At 59.9% G+C, this 16206-nt stretch carries 12 protein-coding genes; 5 read left to right on the top strand and 7 right to left on the bottom strand.

All coding sequences use genetic code 11. The annotated features are described in order from the left end of the window. Positions 1–130 precede the first annotated feature (130 nt). A complete protein-coding gene (locus XI08_RS14315; protein WP_271574861.1) occupies positions 131–1864 on the bottom strand; it encodes a thiamine pyrophosphate-requiring protein in 1734 nt (577 codons plus the stop codon). A 22-nt stretch (positions 1865–1886) separates the two neighbouring features. After that, positions 1887–3596, bottom strand: coding sequence for an alpha/beta hydrolase family protein (locus XI08_RS14320; protein WP_271574862.1), 1710 nt, complete (start codon positions 3594–3596; stop codon positions 1887–1889). A gap of 202 nt (positions 3597–3798) precedes the next feature. On the opposite strand from XI08_RS14320, the gene XI08_RS14325 reads away from it, so the two are divergent. Both XI08_RS14325 and XI08_RS14330 read left to right on the top strand, forming a co-directional pair. Further along, a complete protein-coding gene (locus XI08_RS14325) occupies positions 3799–4764 on the top strand; it encodes a LysR family transcriptional regulator (protein ID WP_271574863.1) in 966 nt (321 codons plus the stop codon). A 440-nt stretch (positions 4765–5204) separates the two neighbouring features. Continuing rightward, positions 5205–6020 carry a Bug family tripartite tricarboxylate transporter substrate binding protein gene (locus tag XI08_RS14330; protein WP_271574864.1) on the top strand — a complete coding sequence of 272 codons (816 nt, stop codon included), beginning with the start codon at positions 5205–5207 and terminating at the stop codon, positions 6018–6020. A 178-nt stretch (positions 6021–6198) separates the two neighbouring features. Here XI08_RS14330 and XI08_RS14335 read toward each other — a convergent pair whose 3' ends face one another. Genes XI08_RS14335 through XI08_RS14345 form a run of 3 tightly spaced genes read right to left on the bottom strand, consistent with a single transcriptional unit; the run spans position 6199 to position 9707 of the window. Continuing rightward, the gene (locus XI08_RS14335) at positions 6199–7131 is read right to left on the bottom strand and encodes an alpha/beta hydrolase (protein ID WP_271574865.1); all 933 of its coding nucleotides are present in this window, start codon (positions 7129–7131) and stop codon (positions 6199–6201) included. Between the two features lie 56 nt (positions 7132–7187). Further along, positions 7188–8051 (bottom strand): MBL fold metallo-hydrolase, encoded by an 864-nt coding sequence (locus XI08_RS14340; RefSeq protein ID WP_271574866.1) that lies wholly within the window; start codon positions 8049–8051, stop codon positions 7188–7190. Between the two features lie 51 nt (positions 8052–8102). Further along, a complete protein-coding gene (locus XI08_RS14345) occupies positions 8103–9707 on the bottom strand; it encodes an MFS transporter (protein WP_271574867.1) in 1605 nt (534 codons plus the stop codon). Between XI08_RS14345 and XI08_RS14350 the strand changes: the two genes are divergently transcribed. Then, positions 9658–10794 carry a LysR family transcriptional regulator gene (locus XI08_RS14350; RefSeq protein WP_271574868.1) on the top strand — a complete coding sequence of 379 codons (1137 nt, stop codon included), beginning with the start codon at positions 9658–9660 and terminating at the stop codon, positions 10792–10794. The two genes, XI08_RS14345 and XI08_RS14350, sit on opposite strands and share 50 nt — an antisense overlap. A gap of 169 nt (positions 10795–10963) precedes the next feature. On the opposite strand, the gene XI08_RS14355 is transcribed toward XI08_RS14350, so the two are convergent. After that, positions 10964–11686, bottom strand: a complete 723-nt coding sequence (locus XI08_RS14355; protein ID WP_271574869.1) for a DUF2786 domain-containing protein — start codon at positions 11684–11686, stop codon at positions 10964–10966. A gap of 513 nt (positions 11687–12199) precedes the next feature. Here XI08_RS14355 and XI08_RS14360 point away from each other — a divergent pair. Together XI08_RS14360 and groL are read left to right on the top strand one after the other, a co-directional pair. Further along, positions 12200–12514 (top strand): co-chaperone GroES, encoded by a 315-nt coding sequence (locus XI08_RS14360; RefSeq protein ID WP_212453891.1) that lies wholly within the window; start codon positions 12200–12202, stop codon positions 12512–12514. A gap of 71 nt (positions 12515–12585) precedes the next feature. Further along, positions 12586–14226, top strand: a complete 1641-nt coding sequence (groL, locus tag XI08_RS14365; protein ID WP_271574870.1) for a chaperonin GroEL — start codon at positions 12586–12588, stop codon at positions 14224–14226. A 483-nt stretch (positions 14227–14709) separates the two neighbouring features. Here groL and XI08_RS14370 read toward each other — a convergent pair whose 3' ends face one another. Continuing rightward, complete coding sequence (locus XI08_RS14370) at positions 14710–15273, bottom strand: hypothetical protein (protein WP_271574871.1); 564 nt, start codon at positions 15271–15273, stop codon at positions 14710–14712. Positions 15274–16206 lie beyond the last annotated feature (933 nt).

Consider the following 16206-nt stretch of genomic DNA (forward strand, 5'->3'; position numbering starts at 1 on the left):
AAGGCCCGCCGATGTCCGAGTGGTATCGGCTGAGGCGATAGCGCCTGCAAAGCCTGAACGCTGACCTCACCGGGTTGCCGCAAGGCGCAGGATCCCGTTCGATCGGAATGGCCTGGTAAGCACCTGGCAGCTAAAGTGGTGTGATGCGCGCGTGAAGAACGGCGGCACGCCCGTCATCAACAGCGGCAAGGCAACGGTCGATCGCCGCATCGAGCTGAACCGGATCAACGACTTCCTCGCCGTAGCCGCCGAAGGCGGATGCAACATCGGCGAAGCGTCGGCGCTCCCCCTGCCGGCCTGACGCAAGCTGCGACTGGAATGAATTCATCCTCTGCGCCACACCGTCGGGATAGACGCGCTGGACCGACGCTTTGACGGCTTGCCATCCACCATTGTCGAGGACGACGGTAAAGATCGGCAATTGATACTGCTGGGCCGTTGCGTAGACCGAATCCGGTGAGGAGAAGTGGAAGGCGCCGTCGCCGACGACCTGCACAACGCGGCGGGAAGGTTGCGCCAGCTTGAGGCCGAGTGCCATGCCGCCGCTGAACCCCAACCCACCCCCCGCGAGGCCTACATAGCTGCCAGGCTCTGTCCGCCAGAGTTGCTGTTGCAGCAGCGGCCCATTGCGAATCGCTTCATTGATGACGATGTCGTTCGGCGAAAGCGCTGCACTCAGGCGGGCAAACAGGTAGGCAGGATTGATCGCACCTCGAACGCCTTCCGCGGCCGCAGCCGCCTGACGCCGTGCCTCGGCAGCTTCGCGCGCGGGGGCCCAGCTCGAAATCCGCGCCTGGACCTTGCTCCGATAGGCCTCGTCCGCGCGTTCCTCCACAATATCCAGCACTTGCTGCAGAACGGTCGCGCAGTCGCCCTGGACGCGCATGTCGGTGGCAAATCCCCACATCGGAAAATCTGCCTTCAGCGGATCGACATCGATCTGGATCCAGCGCCTGGCTGCGGCCGCTTTCAACGATTGCGGCACAAAAGGCACATCGACATCGAGCAACAGCCCAAGATCCGCCTGTGGCACGATTGAGGCCGGATCAAATCCCGCAAAGCACGGTGACTCCTGAGAGATATTCAGATCGATCGAATTGAATTCAACGACACGGATGCCGCAAGTCCTCGCCAGCCGGTCGAGCACGGCGACCGCTTGCGGTTTGCGACCAAGATAAGCGGTCACGGCAACCGGATTTTCTGCACTCATGAGGGCTTCGGCAATCGTGGCCGCGCGCCCCGGCTCGATGCCGCCCGCCCGAACGCTGCCGTAGCGCGCCGGCGGATAGGCCGGCATTGCGGAATCGTCCCAGGTCTCGGCGAGCGTCTCACGCGGCAGCAACATGTAGACTGGCCCCGGGGGATCGCTCTGCATGAAAGCAGCGGCGCGGGCCAACGCTTCCTTCACGACCACCCCGGACGGCAGCGAGTAGTCCCATTTGACATACGGCCGCACGATGCTGGCGGGATCAAAGCTATCCTGGACGAAGTGGACGTAGGTGTCGCGCGATCCCAGCAGTTCGCCATGCAGAGTGAATGGCGCCCGGCCGGCAAACAGCATGACCGGCAGGCGATAGCGGAAGAGATTCTGGATCGCCATACAGGCGTTGGCGGTGCCGGCATCGACATGGACGAACACGGCCTGCCCGCGCCCGGTAGCGAGGGCGTAGCCCGCCGCCATGTGAACCGCGACCACTTCGTGGGGACACAGTATCACTTGCGGGTGCCGGCGCCCTTCGCTGTCCCAGCGCGCGATCTCCTCGATCAGTGAGACATGGTCCGTACCGAGATTGGCAAAGACGTAGTCGACCCCGATATCCGAGAGCCCTTCGAGGAAGTAGTGCGCAGTGCTGCGCTTCGTCATGTCCGGATTTCTTTCCCAGACATCAGAATGCAGCCTGGGTCGCAGTACCGGCAACAATGTACCAAGTAACGAGCAGACCACAAATCAGCGCGCCCGGAAGCGATGTGCCGGTGCGTCGCCAAGTGAACGTCGAGATGATAGCGACGGTGGCAAACACCGGGATGAACTGGATGCCGATGATGGTGGACAGAGGCACGACCGGCGAGCTCGGGACGGGATTTATCAGTTTTCCGCCCAGCCAGAGAGCCAGATACTGGCCGCCGATAAGGATAGTGAAACCAAGCGAAAGCGACAGGATCATCGCGGCGTAATGACCAGGAGCCGAGGCGCCGAGGCGGCTGAAGTTGCGGTGCTGGGTGTGCAACGCGACGACGAAGAACATGGTGAACGGTATCAGGTAGATCAGCATGATCATCCATTGCGTCGCACTCGGCAGCTTGAGCGCCACGACCCAGAACCGGAAGTCGATCTTGAACAGGACATCGGCCAGCCACATCGCAACATAACCGACAGCAACGGTCGCGACCGCAATCAGTATCGATTGACCCACGACGCCCTTTCGGATCGTGCGCTTCGGCAACAGAGGAAGCAACGCCAGCGTAATCGCCGTATTGATCAGAGCCCAGAGCGCGATCTGGGTGGTGAAGGATTGCGGCAGGAAGCGGGATACTGGAAGCCACGTGGCTCCAAGTGCAAAGGCTGGATAGTATGTGATGGCCGGCAGCAGCGCCGAGGGCCAAAACGCGATCCACCAGCGTCCGTTCTGCATGGATGGTGCTGAGGCGGTCACACCAGGGCCAGATGGGACGGCGCGGAGCACCGAAAATGGCGCCATGCCGAGCAGAGTTTCGAACGCACCAAGCAGGAGGACGACAAGTCCTACCAGTGCGATCAGCGTCCCAATTTCCTTCCAGAGCCAGATCTGATCGGTCGATGGCAACGGTGTGCCCCCGGTCAGCGTTTTACCGAACCAGTCGAGACTATAGCCGATCGCCTCGCGCGAGAAATGATCGGCGGGATGAGTGATTGCCGGCGTATGGAGAACCCGTGCCGTGCCCTTGGCGATATCGCCGTACACCTTGCCGGGCTCGATCGGTCCCGCAACACCGAACACCGCGGCAAGCTTTGCCGACTTGGGAATATCAGCAGCATACTCACTGCCCCACATGATCAGTGAAAATTCGTCGTACTGCGAGAAGACGAGTGCGAGATTGCGTGGCCACGTGGGCGTTCCGTCGGCTGCGAACGGCTTTCCGGTCGAGGAGCCCTCGAGCACGATCGACCTGTAAGCGTCGGGCATCGCCGTCGCGGCGGCCTGCACGGTCCAGCCGCCCATCGAATGCCCTTCAAGCCCGATGTTGTTCTTGTCCACATAGGGCAGGCTCCGGAGATAGGCGAGTCCGTCGGGACCGCCAAAGCCGTTGGCGATGGCCGGTGGATCACTGTAGCCGTGACCTGTCTGGTCCAGCGCCACGACGACATAACCGCGACGCGCAAACTCGATCGCAAAGCCGTCCTGCGTCTCGCGCGAATTCAGATAACCGTGTACCGCGAGAATCCCCGGTGCCGGCGTCTTCTCGGTCGCATTCACTGGAATATAGACAAGGGCGCTCATGGTATTGCCCTTGGCGCCCTTGAAGCGGACGTCTTCGATGCGAATTCCATTCGCGGTCTGGGTGAAATGAGCGAGCAGCCCGCCGAGAACGATCAGAACGGCGCCGATCGCGGCCAAAGTCCCTTTTTGACCCATGAAATCCTCCCCTTGGTAGCCCGGACAGAATGGCTTCGTACCGTGGCCTGATCAGGCCCAGTCTGGCTGCGCGCAGCGCGCCAGACTGGATTTCATCGCGGGCACATTCGGCTACCGAAATATCTTGCAGGTTCCGATCGTTCAGAATAGTCACAAAATTCTCATCATTTCATAAGGTCAGCTCATGATCCCGACGATGCGGCAGCTCGAAGCACTCGTTCTGGTCTATCGCCATGGCAGCCTCACCAAGGCCGCCGCCGAAATGCGCGTGACGCAATCGGCGGTCAGCCTCCTGATCCGGCAGATTGAGGAGAACTTTCAGCTCAGACTGTTCGACCGCACGACCCGCGCGCTGCGTCCGACCCTCACCTGCAAGGACGCGATACCGATTGCGGAACGGATACTTGCTGGCGCCAACGGATTGGCCAGGCACATGAGCGATCTGGTCGAGGTAAAGGCAGGTCGGACTACAATTGCGGTGTCCGCGGGAGTTGCCTCTGCATTGCTCCCCCGCGTCCTGGCGCGATATCGAGCGGACTATCCGGACGTCCGCGTCGAGATTTTCGATGTTGCGCCTGATGACTTGCTTCCGTTTGTCACCGCCGGAGATGCCGAATTGGGCATCGGAAGCGTTGAGAACGCCGACACGCCGGACGTGAAGATCGAAACAATTGCGCAGAGCTCACTATCGGCTATTGGGATCAAGGACGGTCGCTTTGAGAAAGCTTCCCGGCTGACGTGGGACAGCCTCGAAAAATGCAACTTGATCGCAATGCGCCGCGGAACACGGATCAGGTCGCAAATCGATGATGCCCTAGCCAGGACCGGACGTCAGCTAAAACCAAATCTGGAAGTTTCCCTCATCACGACTGCACTGGCATTGACGGCAGAAGGCGCCGGAATAAGCATTTTGCCTGCACATATGCTTCCCGTGGCGCAATTCCCGACGCTCGCAGCCGTTCCCTTGGCTCGCCCCGCGATAATCAGACACGTTTCTCTGGTAAGCCGGGCGGATTTCGTCCTCTCACCAGCGGCCCAACGCTTCGTGGAGACAACGAGACAGCTCTTGTCCGTTCGACGCGCCGCCGACCGAAGAGGCGACGTGTCTGCCCATTCCAGCCCGAAAAAGACCAGACCACGAATTCAATAATTCAGAGCGGTGGCCGACAGCCGACTGGCTCACCGCATCTGCGCAGACGTCATGAGCACGTTAAGGCGCTAAAGATGCGAATTGCCGCATTGCGGGATTCATAAGGCGTTCTGATTAATGGATGAGTATTTTGTGGCTAACGGGAAGCGTCCGGAACACGCAATATGACCCGACGTGCCCGCGTATCTGTCAACCAACAACAGGAGGAGAACGATGATGACCGTAGAAATCGAAACCTGTTGGCTTGGCGTTCGGGCCTAGCAAAACGGCACCGGTAAAGACCCATGAGAAGCGCTTCAAGAGCAGTGATAGCAATCGTGCTCGCATGCCAGTGCGCTGCGGCTGGGAGTGGTAGGGCTGCGAGTGCTTACCCCGAACGTGCGATCCGCCTCGTCGTTGGGTTTCCCGCCGGCGGCAGTTCCGATGCAATCGCACGCATCGTGCAGCCGAACGTCGAAAAGCAATTGGGCCAGACGCTGGTGATTGAAAACCGCCCGGGCGCGGGCGGCGCGATCGCGATGGGCATCGTCGCCAAAGCACCACCAGATGGGTACCTGATTGGACTGGGCGGCGCGGCGGGGCTGGGCGTAAGCCTCGGCGTCCAGGAGAACATAACCTATGACGCGCGCAAGGACCTTGCGCCCGTTACGGGCCTCGCCTCGGTGCCTTTCATTCTGGCAGCTTCGAATTCGCTGCAGGGAAAGACACTTCGCGACATCATCGCCATGGCAAAGCAGCCAAACAAGCTTGCACTCGGTCACGGCGGTAACGGCACGCTGATGCATCTCGCAAGCGAGATGTTCAATCAGATGGCTGATACCAGGCTCGAGCTGGTGCCCTATCGGGGCATGGCCCCGGTCGTTACCGACCTGATTGGCGGACATATGCCGCTCGGGATCGTCGATCCTCCGTCAGCGATGACCGCGATTGAGGGCAGACTGATTACGCCCATCGCCGTCTCGTCGGCTCATCGATATCCAGGTCTTCCCGAGACGCCAACTTTTGCCGAACAGGGCCTCACTGGTTTTGAGGCGATTGGCTGGTTCGGCATCGTTGCGCCGGCGGGAACGCCTGGCGATGTTGTCGCGAAAATCAACTCGGCATTCGTGACGGCGCTGAGCGATCCGGCAATCGTGGAGCGAATCCGCGGGCTGGGCTCTGACCCGATGCCGATGGCGCCGGATGAATTTTCACGATTCCTTGAGAGTGAGGCGAGGAAATGGGAAACTGTTGCCGCCAAGGCAGGAAAAAATTGACCTCATTTCACTCGCGCTTCGCAAATTCTCCTGATCGCGCAAATGTCCGATTTGTTCGCCCCAATATCCGAATCTACGACGCACGCGTGATCGATCTGTACCGGTAGATCTGTGCGCGGTAGGGGCCACGCCGTTAAGCTTGCCATTTCGGGAGCTGGGCAATCGCGGCGTGCCCTCTTTAGGCTGCAGGCTGTTCCCCAAGGAAACCGTCGACAGCAGCGAAGACCTGCCAGCGATTTTTCTCCATGAATACCGAGTGCGTGCCCTCGCCGATCTCGATCCAGCGGCGATATGGCGCCGCCGAGAGCTTGCTGAACACCGTTTGCGCCATATCCATCGGGCAGTCGCGATCCAGATCGGCATGGACGATCAGAACCGGCACCGTGAGCGAGGAAGGATCATAAAGCGGCTTGCCAGATGCCCAATATTCTCGGCTGTCCTGAACCGTTCCGTTCGGCGCCCGCAGCTTGTCCGGCCCGAGTCCTGTTTTAGCAAAAGTTGCCTCCGCCCACGCATCGAACCAGGCCGGCGGCAATATCGCGTCCTTCTTGTCATCGGGAACGCCGTTGAGCCAACGGCTCTTGGCCGCCGAGCGCTCGACGATGCGATAGGCGCCGAGCGGGCCGCCGGAATCAGCCGCGCTCGGAGTCGTCCGGAGCCACTGCGGCGCGATCAGAACAAGCTTGTTGACGTGCGCCAGGTTCTCCGAGGCGTAGCGTGACATCAGCGTCGTCCCCCACGACCACCCGATCAGGTTGATCTTGTCGACCCCTCGCCGCGACCGGATAAACGTAGCAGCGCTGCCGACGTCACGCACAGCGACGGGTGTGCGCACGATTGGCTGATTGTTGGACGCCGGTTCTTCCATTTCAGGCGGACGGGTCGACCCACCATAACCGCGGACATCGACGAGATAGACGTCATAGCCCTCCTGGGCCAGATGATCCATCCAGGACAAGCCGTCCAGGCGAAGGTCGAACGAAGTCGACGCCGGGTAGGTCGATCCCGCGACGAACAAGACCGTCTTGTCGGCAGAGAACCGGACCAAGTCGGACCGTCGCTTGTTGCGAACGAAGAGTTCGATCCCTGCGGTGTCGCTCGGGATCATCATCTCGTCGCTGATGATGCCGTCGGTAATCGATTTATGCATCTCGGTGTCCTCTCAGGTTACGCGAACCGCCAGTCGAACCTGTCGCCGCTACGTGTGACGTGTCCGGCCGACGTGTTGGCGAAATGAGCCGTGAAAACGGTCGAGCGATCTTCCGCAGCCCGTTCGAGAAGCCAGCGGCGCGATGCGCGGGCGCGCTCCGCGTCCTCACAAAACGCGCTGTTCCAGTCCGGACGATAGATCTGAAGCGGCTGATGCATGATGTCGCCGCTGAAGAGCGCCTTCTGTCCCTGGTCGGAAAGCTGGATAGCGACGTGACCAGGGCTGTGCCCCGGGGTCGGATGGAACGTAAGACCGTCCCCGATCGCAGCCTCGCCATCGACGATCTCGGCCTGTCCGCTCTGGATAACAGGAAGAACGCTGTCCTCGAATACGCCGGCGCTGAAGCCTTCCTTGCCAGCCGGGCCGGACCAATGATCGTACTCGGCCTTGGAGAAGACGTACTTGGCATTCGGGAATGTCGGCACCCAGCGGCCGTTGAGGAGTCGCGTGTTCCAGCCGCAATGATCCGCGTGCAGGTGGGTACAGCAGACATAGTCGACCTGTTCAGGTGAGACGCCGGCTTCCGCCAGCCGGTCGAGGAAAGGCAGATTCAACTGATGAAAGCGCGGCAGCATCGGACGGTTCTTGTCGTTGCCTGCGCAGCTGTCGATCAGGATCGTATGGTGCCGCGTCTTCAGAATCCAGGTGTGGATGCTCGCGATGAAGCGCCCCTCCGCCTCGTCGAAGCAATCCGGGATCATCAGCGCTCGGTGCTTCGCCAGAACCGACTGATCCCAATCCGGGAAGAGGAAGTCCGGGCTGAAACCCGGACCTCGGATCTCGACAACCTGACGAATGGCAACGTTGCCGATCGCGTGCATTGCGGTCATTTGAACCAGACTTTCTTGCTTGTGCAGATTGAAGCGTGACCGCTAGGCCGTGGCAGTCGCGACTGACTCGACCTTGGCCGCTGCCGGCGCCGATTGCAGCCAAAACAAGCCGAGGAAGAACGAGATCGCCGAAATGACCATCACGTAGTACAGACCGGCGTATATATCGCCGCTGGAGATCTGGAGTGCCGCGGCGATCGCCGGCAAGAGGCCGCCGAAATAGCCGTTGCCCACGTGATAGCTGAACGAGACCGACGTGTAACGCACCTGGGGCGGAAACAGATCGGTCATCGCCGATGCCAGCGGACCGAAGATCATGCCGGCAACCGTGCTCAGCGCCGCCAACACGAGTATGATCATTCTGAAATTCATCGCACTTGGATCGGCACGGCTCGGATATCCGGCCTCCTCAAGCGCATGCTTCAACTTGGCGGTGAACGCCGCAACATCCGGAGCCTGCCCTGCGGCGCCAACCGGGATTGGCTTGCTGCCAACGAAAACCGTCGCGACCGCCCCTTTTGCTTCGGACCTAGTCAAATAGGGAGCGCCGAACCGGATCAAGGCGTTCTTGGCCATATCGCACCCTGTGGTGAACTTCGCCGTTCCGATCGGGTTGAATTGGAAGGAGCACTCCGATGAATCCACCGCGACGGTTACGGGTACGGCGGCCTGCGCGGCATGCAGCGCAGGGTTGGCATAGAAGATGAGCGCCTTGTAGAGCGGGAGGTAGGTGAACGTGCCAATGACGCAGGCAGCCAGGATGAATATCTTGGTGCCGTAGCGGTCGCTCAACCAGCCGAAGAAGATCATCACCGGCAGCGTCAACATCAGTGCCGCACCGACCAGGAGACTCGCGATCTGCGGATCGACCTTGGCCGTGCCGGTGAGAAACACCAGAGAATAGATCTGAGCACCGACCAGCAGCACGCTCTGGGGGACGACCATCGCAAACATCGCGATCAGCACGCGTTTCAGGTTCGGCAACGCCCGGAGCGTGTCGTAGATCGGAGACTTCGAGAGCGTCCCCTCATTCTTCATTTTGAGGAAGAGCGGCGATTCCTGCAGCTTCAACCGAATCCAGACCGAGATCGCGAGCGGCAACACCGAACTGATGAACAAGATGCGCCAGCCCCAGTCATTGAATGCCTCGGGTGTAACGCTGGAGCGCATGAGATACACGGATAGCATCGAGAGAGCGAAGCCGATCGGTGCAGAGGTTTGCAGCCAGGACGTTAACCAGCCGCGGCGGCCTTGCGGTGCATGCTCTGCGATGTAGGTCGCAGCACCGCCATACTCACCGCCAAGAGCCAATCCCTGGATCATTCGCAGCAAGATCAAAATCGAAGGCGCCCACAGGCCGATCGACGCATAGCTCGGCACCAGACCGACGGCAACCGTTGAAAATCCCATCATCAGGATCGTGGTGAGAAAGGTTTGCTTGCGTCCGATCATGTCGCCGATGCGACCGAACACCAGCGCTCCAAACGGCCGAACGAGATAGCCCGTGCCGAAGGTGAGAAGCGCGAAGACATTGGCCCAAACTGGATTGTCAGCCGAGAAGAAATTAACCGAGATGGCCGAAGCCACCGAGATATACATGAAGAAATCGTACCACTCGATGACCGTACCGACGGTCGCTGCGATCATGACCCTTCGCTGCAACTCGATGGTGGGCTCCGCCGCAGCAGGACCGGCGTTTGGCAGCTTCCTCATCTGTCCCCCAACTATCTTGTCCGCTTTCGCGGCCCATATGATCCGGCTTGCGTTGATGTCCTCCGTCATGGGATATTTGAAATCGATAGATGAGATATGTGGTATAATCCGGATGAATATCAGGGCTCATGACATGCCTCTGCTCGTATCGCTCAAGGCGATGCTCGATGAGAGGAACATCACCCGTGCGGCAGCGCGGCTTGGCATTAGCCAACCGGCACTTTCCGCCCAACTGGCCAGGCTGCGCGATATCTTCAAGGATCAGTTGCTGACACCTGCCGCCTCGGGAAAAGGCATGGTCCTCACCCCGCGGGGAAACGAGCTCAAGGAACCTCTGCGACTGGCACTGCAGAATCTGCAAGATGTTATCGGTGCACCAGCTGGTTTCGACCCGAAGAAATCGGATCGAACTTTCACAATCGGCGCGAACGACAACGCGACCGCTATTGTTGGGTCGCGGCTGGTCGCGTTCTCGCGACGGGATGGCTTATCGAGAATCCGGTTCGCCTTCCGCTCGATCGATTTGATGAAATTAGCTGGCCAGCTCGAGGCGGGAGATCTCGACGTTGCGCTGGTTTCGAAAGATGCGGTCCCAAGCGGAATGCCGTCCCAGCCGCTGCTCGATGAACGGTTCATGATGGCCCAGCGTAAGGATCATCCGCGCGGATTGCGGCGGCCCACGATGAGAGAGTATTCGCGCCTGGAGCATATTATCGTTTCGGGAGAAGGCGGCGGCTTTCGCGGCTTCATCGACGATGTCCTGGCGAAGGACGGGCTGACGCGTTGCGTCGCCGTGTCAGTTCAGCACTACAGCGTCGTGCCGCTCTTGCTACAGTCGACCGACCTCGTTTGCACTCTTCCGCAGCGTTTCCTCAACCGCTACCGTGATGTCCTGCAATCCCTGCCGCTGCCGTTCGATACGAGGCCCTTTACGCTGCACGCCACTTGGCACGCCCGATTCGATAACGATCGCGGTCATCAATGGCTTCGGCAGCAACTCAAGGACTGCGCCACCGGCTAGCAACGCGAGCTGAAGTGAAACCACTTGCTCATCGACATTTCAGCCAACTCCGGGCCGCCTGTGTGTCGCGGTCTGGCCGTAACCGACGAGTTGGAAGAGAGGCCCTCATCCTTGCCGATGGCGACGATGATATTGGACTCCGTCAGGCCAGCCATTTCGTACATTCGGCCTAGGTCGTCGGCTTTCCCACCGCGGGATTGATGGCCAACGAGGATCCGGCAGCGCCTCCGGCTTCATAGGCCGTCATCGACACCGTGCGGCTGGTGCTGCGCGCCGCCCGTAAATTCAGGCCGAGCTTGCCGAACTCGTCGTCGACGATCGAAGCCTTGAGCACAACGAGACTGCGGCCGGTGCTTTGATTTACCTCATCGCGGCTGCCCTTCATCGCCGTCAACTTCTCCGCGATGGATGCGACCATGCCTAGCGCAAACGAGGCATTGGCCAAATGCCGCTCATTGTGCCGGACCCGGCCATAGCCGGACGTGGTCTTGTAGCGGCCGAGTTCGGAGCGGACGGCGGCGTCGATCAGTTCGGCCAGATAGTGCGCGACTTCGATATCGGCGCGAAGGCCGAAGAACACATAGCGGCTCTCGCCTGCCTGGTTCTTCTCGCGCCAGACCCGGCAGCTGCAGAAATTGGCGATTGCGCCGATACAGTCGTCGAGCGGGATTCGCTTCTTGCGGTAAGTCTCATATGACCGCCGTTCGCAAGGCGCCTTGCGAATCTCGATGTCGGTCAGCGACAGGTCGTAGCGATCGAGCAGCTCAGCGACTTTGGCAGCGGCCGACAGCGCCTCGTCTTCGGTGCAGCCGTTGTCGATGGTCTTTGCGCGCAACGCCTGGATGCGCAGTTTGAGCTTGTCGAGCGCCACGAGATTGGGGGATTGGTCCACTTTTACGTTGCCCCGGGAAGCTCCGACCGAACTGACGCCCGGGCGAACTAGACTGGCGGAGGGAGAGAATCTAGAAAGAAAGTGCTCTTCCGCTGCATCTCAGGTGCTCTTGGTAAGCGAGAGGGATGGGATTTTCCAGCCTCTCCGCGTACCGCCGCGGGTCTACACTGCCGTTGGACGCGGCATCATTGTACCTGAACAGGCTAATCCAAACGCGCGCAACCCTGCCCGGCTAGCCATTGGATGGCAAAGCCAAACAACAACCTGGGCAGACGGTACAAGCCCGCCTAAAGTTTCCTCAGCGGCTTCCTCCGACCAGCCCAGACTTGATTCCAGGGGCTCCATTAGGTGGCTCTGAATGGGCCCTCCGCGGACCGGCGAGGACGACGGATTTTCGAAATCCTTCGCGGCTTTGTCTTGTTTGCCGACCAAGCCGGCTTATTTTCGGAGCGGTCAGCACTCGCTAGCTTCGACTGCTATTTCAAAAAGCGACTAGAAGATAGGAGGGAGAGCATGAAATTCCGTCCGCTTCACGACCGGGTCGTGGTCAAGCGCATCGACGCGGAAGAGAAGACCGCTGGCGGCATCATCATTCCCGACACGGTCAAGGAGAAACCCTCCCAAGGTGAAGTCATCGCCGTTGGCCCCGGCGGTCGTGACGAAAACGGCAAGCTGATCCCGATCGACGTCCAGGTCGGTGACCGCGTATTGTTCGGCAAGTGGTCCGGCACCGAAGTCAAGATCGACACCCAGGAGCTGTTGATCATGAAGGAGAGCGACATCATGGGCGTTCTCACCGACGTGTCTTCCAAGAAGAAGGCCGCCTAGTCCACTGCCCAAGCGCCTGTCGAGCGCCTCATCAAGGGTGAAACCAAGTCAAAAACTCAGGGAAACCCACTATGTCAGCAAAAGAAGTCAAATTCGGAGTCGAGGCCCGCGACCGCATGCTGCGCGGTGTCGACATCCTCCACAATGCGGTAAAAGTGACGCTCGGTCCGAAGGGGCGCAACGTCGTCCTCGACAAGTCGTTCGGCGCTCCCCGTATTACCAAGGATGGCGTCACCGTCGCCAAGGAGATCGAGCTCGAGGACAAGTTCGAGAACATGGGCGCCCAGATGGTGCGCGAAGTCGCTTCCAAGTCCGCAGACGCGGCTGGCGACGGCACCACCACCGCGACCGTGCTCGCCGCTGCGATCGTCCGTGAAGGCGCCAAGTCGGTTGCCGCTGGCATGAACCCGATGGATCTGAAGCGCGGTATCGACATGGCCGTGGAAGCCGTGGTCGCCGACCTCGTCAAGAACTCCAAGAAGGTCACCTCGAACGAGGAAATCGCCCAGGTCGGCACGATTTCAGCCAATGGCGATGCGGAGATCGGCAAGTTCATCGCCGACGCCATGAAGAAGGTCGGCAACGAGGGTGTCATCACCGTTGAGGAAGCCAAGTCGCTCGCGACCGAACTCGAAGTTGTCGAAGGCATGCAGTTCGACCGCGGCTACATCTCGCCCTACTTCGTCACCAACGCCGAGAAGATGCGCGTTGAAATGGATGATGCCTACGTCCTCATTAATGAGAAAAAGCTGTCTCAGTTGAATGAACTACTTCCCTTGTTGGAAGCAGTGGTGCAGAGCGGCAAGCCGCTTGTGATTATTGCCGAAGACGTCGAAGGCGAAGCGCTCGCCACCCTCGTCGTCAACCGTCTCCGCGGCGGCCTGAAGGTCGCCGCCGTCAAGGCTCCGGGCTTCGGCGATCGCCGTAAGGCTATGCTGCAGGACATCGCGATCCTGACCGGCGGCCAGGCGATCTCGGAAGACCTCGGCATCAAGCTCGAGAACGTCACGCTCAACATGCTTGGTCGCGCCAAGAAGGTCATGATCGACAAGGAGAACACCACGATCGTGAGCGGCGCCGGCAAGAAGGCCGACATCGAGGCGCGGGTATCTCAGATCAAGGCGCAGATCGAGGAAACCACCTCGGACTACGACCGTGAGAAGCTCCAGGAGCGTCTCGCCAAGCTCGCGGGCGGCGTCGCGGTGATCCGCGTCGGCGGCGCGACCGAGGTCGAAGTGAAGGAACGCAAGGATCGCGTTGATGACGCGATGCATGCGACCCGCGCGGCGGTCGAGGAAGGCATCTTACCAGGCGGCGGCGTTGCGCTGCTGCGCGCCTCCGAGCACCTCAAGGGCATTCGCACCAAGAACGACGACCAGAAGACCGGGGTCGAGATCGTGCGCAAGGCGTTGTCCTACCCCGCCCGCCAGATCGCAATCAACGCGGGCGAGGACGGCTCGGTCATCGTCGGCAAGATCCTCGAAAAAGATCAGTACGCCTACGGCTTCGACTCGCAGACCGGCGAATACGGCAACCTGGTCTCCAAGGGCATCATCGATCCGACTAAGGTGGTTCGAGTGGCGATCCAGAACGCGGCGTCCGTCGCAGCGCTTCTGATCACCACGGAAGCCATGGTGGCCGAACTGCCGAAGAAGAACACCGGTGCGGGCGGCATGCCTCCCGGCGGCGGCATGGGGGGTATGGACTTCTAAGTCCGACATTCAGAGTCCAACAATATGAAGGCTCGGCGGCGATGCCGAGCCTTTTCTGATTTCCTGGCCGTCCAGTCGGCGTCCAACACTGGCGCGCCGTATTGCGCGAGCGCGTCGAAGCCTGCGCCGGCGACAAATGTCAGGCGGCCAAGTTCGAGGGGGCACGCGCCCGGAATCATCCCGAGGAGCCACCATTCCTGGAAACAGCGATAGCAGCTTCATGGCCGGCGCTCGCCGCCCAAGGACGACGCGCCTCCGCTAAGAGTCCAATCGCGGCGGTCGCGCGCTGGGCGAGCCGCTTCGGGCCCACCCCTACAACCAGACCATCTGTGAGCCGGTCTGGACTTCGCATGCAGCCCACAAGCGGCCCATCTGACCTAAATTTATGAACAGAAGAAGAGCCCAGCTGTGGTGGGCTAGGCTCTCATTCAGCGATTGATGGCTGCCTCAACAACCATCTTTACGCCGACATCGGGTTCAGGATCATTTGATTTCCCAGGACGTGTTGTGCGGGATGTCCATCGCAAAATAATCGCCAGAGCCAGCCAGCGCAGGCATAGCTATGCACGCAAATGGTTCGCTTCCGGTGATGCCCTTATACTTACCGGTGCCGCCGGTGATGATATGCGTTCCACAATCCATCTTCGGCTGGGCCTTGTCGAGGTCCCGAGTATCGAAGGTCGAGAAAATCTTGTCGCCGTCGCTGTCGGCGAGCACGCAAGCTCCGTCAATATATTTCTTGTCTCCGGACGCGACGTTCAGCGCCACGCAGCGTGCTGACATCTTGTCCAGCATCTTCTCTCCCTTCATGTTTTGAGTGGTCCCAACCGCCTCCAGCGTAGTGGCCTTGCCGAGTTCGGCGGTGTCAATGCTCATCAAGGGCCGAAAAATAAAGTGAGTTACATAAGGAGTAGTCCCCTTCTTTTCAATCGGCTCTCCCGCGACAGCCGCGGGGGCAAAAGACACGAGCGCTGCAGCAAGAGCCGTTGCTTTGGTGAGTCTCATCGCTGCGGTAAATGGGAGGACTATGCGCACGTTGAAGTTCATGAGTGCCTCCTTAGATCAAGCGGCGATTCAGGTCTCCGCCGTGAACTGCCGCGAGTTGAAATCCACCTGCGTATGCTTTCTCCTGTCAAATCGAGTTGCACGCCGGCGCCGAGCGTCAACGTGATCATGCTTTCTTGATGCTTCGCCTTAGACTGACGAAGTATGTGGGGATGGTGGCTCCAATCATCGGTTTTGACCTCAATACAAGGCTCGACCGAACGACCTGGAATATAAACATAATAGCATGGAATGCGGCGGTCGTCAGCGTTATGCGCGGAAAACGCAGCGCGCACCGTCAGCTGTCCTGACCGAATGCACTATGAAGGGCAGCGAGGCACATCCACCAAACGCCAAGGATATTGGATTCGATCCTGCCTCTATAAACACTGTGTTGCCAATCGGCTTGCGTTCGGCGGGTTTCACGATCCACCAGGAGGCAGCCGGGGCGAGCGAAGAGCCGCGTGGCCCTAACGCAAAACGCGGGACAGAAACCCCGCGCCAAAGTTTCGGTCGGGTCACATTACGAAAGACTCAACCTGAGCGAATTCAGTCCGCTATGCCCTATTGAACGGACCTCAACGTGACGTGCCGCCACCTCGCTGATGGGCCATCAGCGAGCATTGCAGGTTAGCTGCAAATGCAGCGTCGCCGGCGCATAGAGTTTACACGTTGGGGTCCACGTCCCGGGACGCGCACGAACTGGCATTATGAGTACGCTGCACGCTCTCCGTGAGAGCTTAATCCAAATTTTGGTAACGTCGACCCAGGGTGGTGTTGAACCACAAATCCTGGCAACTCCCTTGAATACCGTCAGAACTCCGCTGACTCCGGCTGGTCGCTTCACGTTGCGCTTTGAAAGCAGCGATGAATGCCTCGAGGCCCACCGAGGTCAGTCCCCCCTCATGATAAGACCCAGCCGCATGAGATCAGGGC

The organism is Bradyrhizobium sp. CCBAU 11361 (assembly GCF_028128935.1).
Classification (GTDB): domain Bacteria; phylum Pseudomonadota; class Alphaproteobacteria; order Rhizobiales; family Xanthobacteraceae; genus Bradyrhizobium; species Bradyrhizobium niftali.

Coding starts and splice junctions, on each gene's coding strand:
- XI08_RS14315 (WP_271574861.1), bottom strand. CDS start 1,864: ATGACGAAGCGCAGCACTGCGCACTACTTCCTCGAAGGGCTCTCGGAT.
- XI08_RS14325 (WP_271574863.1), top strand. CDS start 3,799: ATGATCCCGACGATGCGGCAGCTCGAAGCACTCGTTCTGGTCTATCGC.
- XI08_RS14335 (WP_271574865.1), bottom strand. CDS start 7,131: ATGATGATCCCGAGCGACACCGCAGGGATCGAACTCTTCGTTCGCAAC.
- XI08_RS14340 (WP_271574866.1), bottom strand. CDS start 8,051: ATGCACGCGATCGGCAACGTTGCCATTCGTCAGGTTGTCGAGATCCGA.
- XI08_RS14350 (WP_271574868.1), top strand. CDS start 9,658: ATGAAGAAATCGTACCACTCGATGACCGTACCGACGGTCGCTGCGATC.
- XI08_RS14345 (WP_271574867.1), bottom strand. CDS start 9,707: ATGATCGCAGCGACCGTCGGTACGGTCATCGAGTGGTACGATTTCTTC.
- XI08_RS14360 (WP_212453891.1), top strand. CDS start 12,200: ATGAAATTCCGTCCGCTTCACGACCGGGTCGTGGTCAAGCGCATCGAC.
- groL (WP_271574870.1), top strand. CDS start 12,586: ATGTCAGCAAAAGAAGTCAAATTCGGAGTCGAGGCCCGCGACCGCATG.
- XI08_RS14370 (WP_271574871.1), bottom strand. CDS start 15,273: ATGAACTTCAACGTGCGCATAGTCCTCCCATTTACCGCAGCGATGAGA.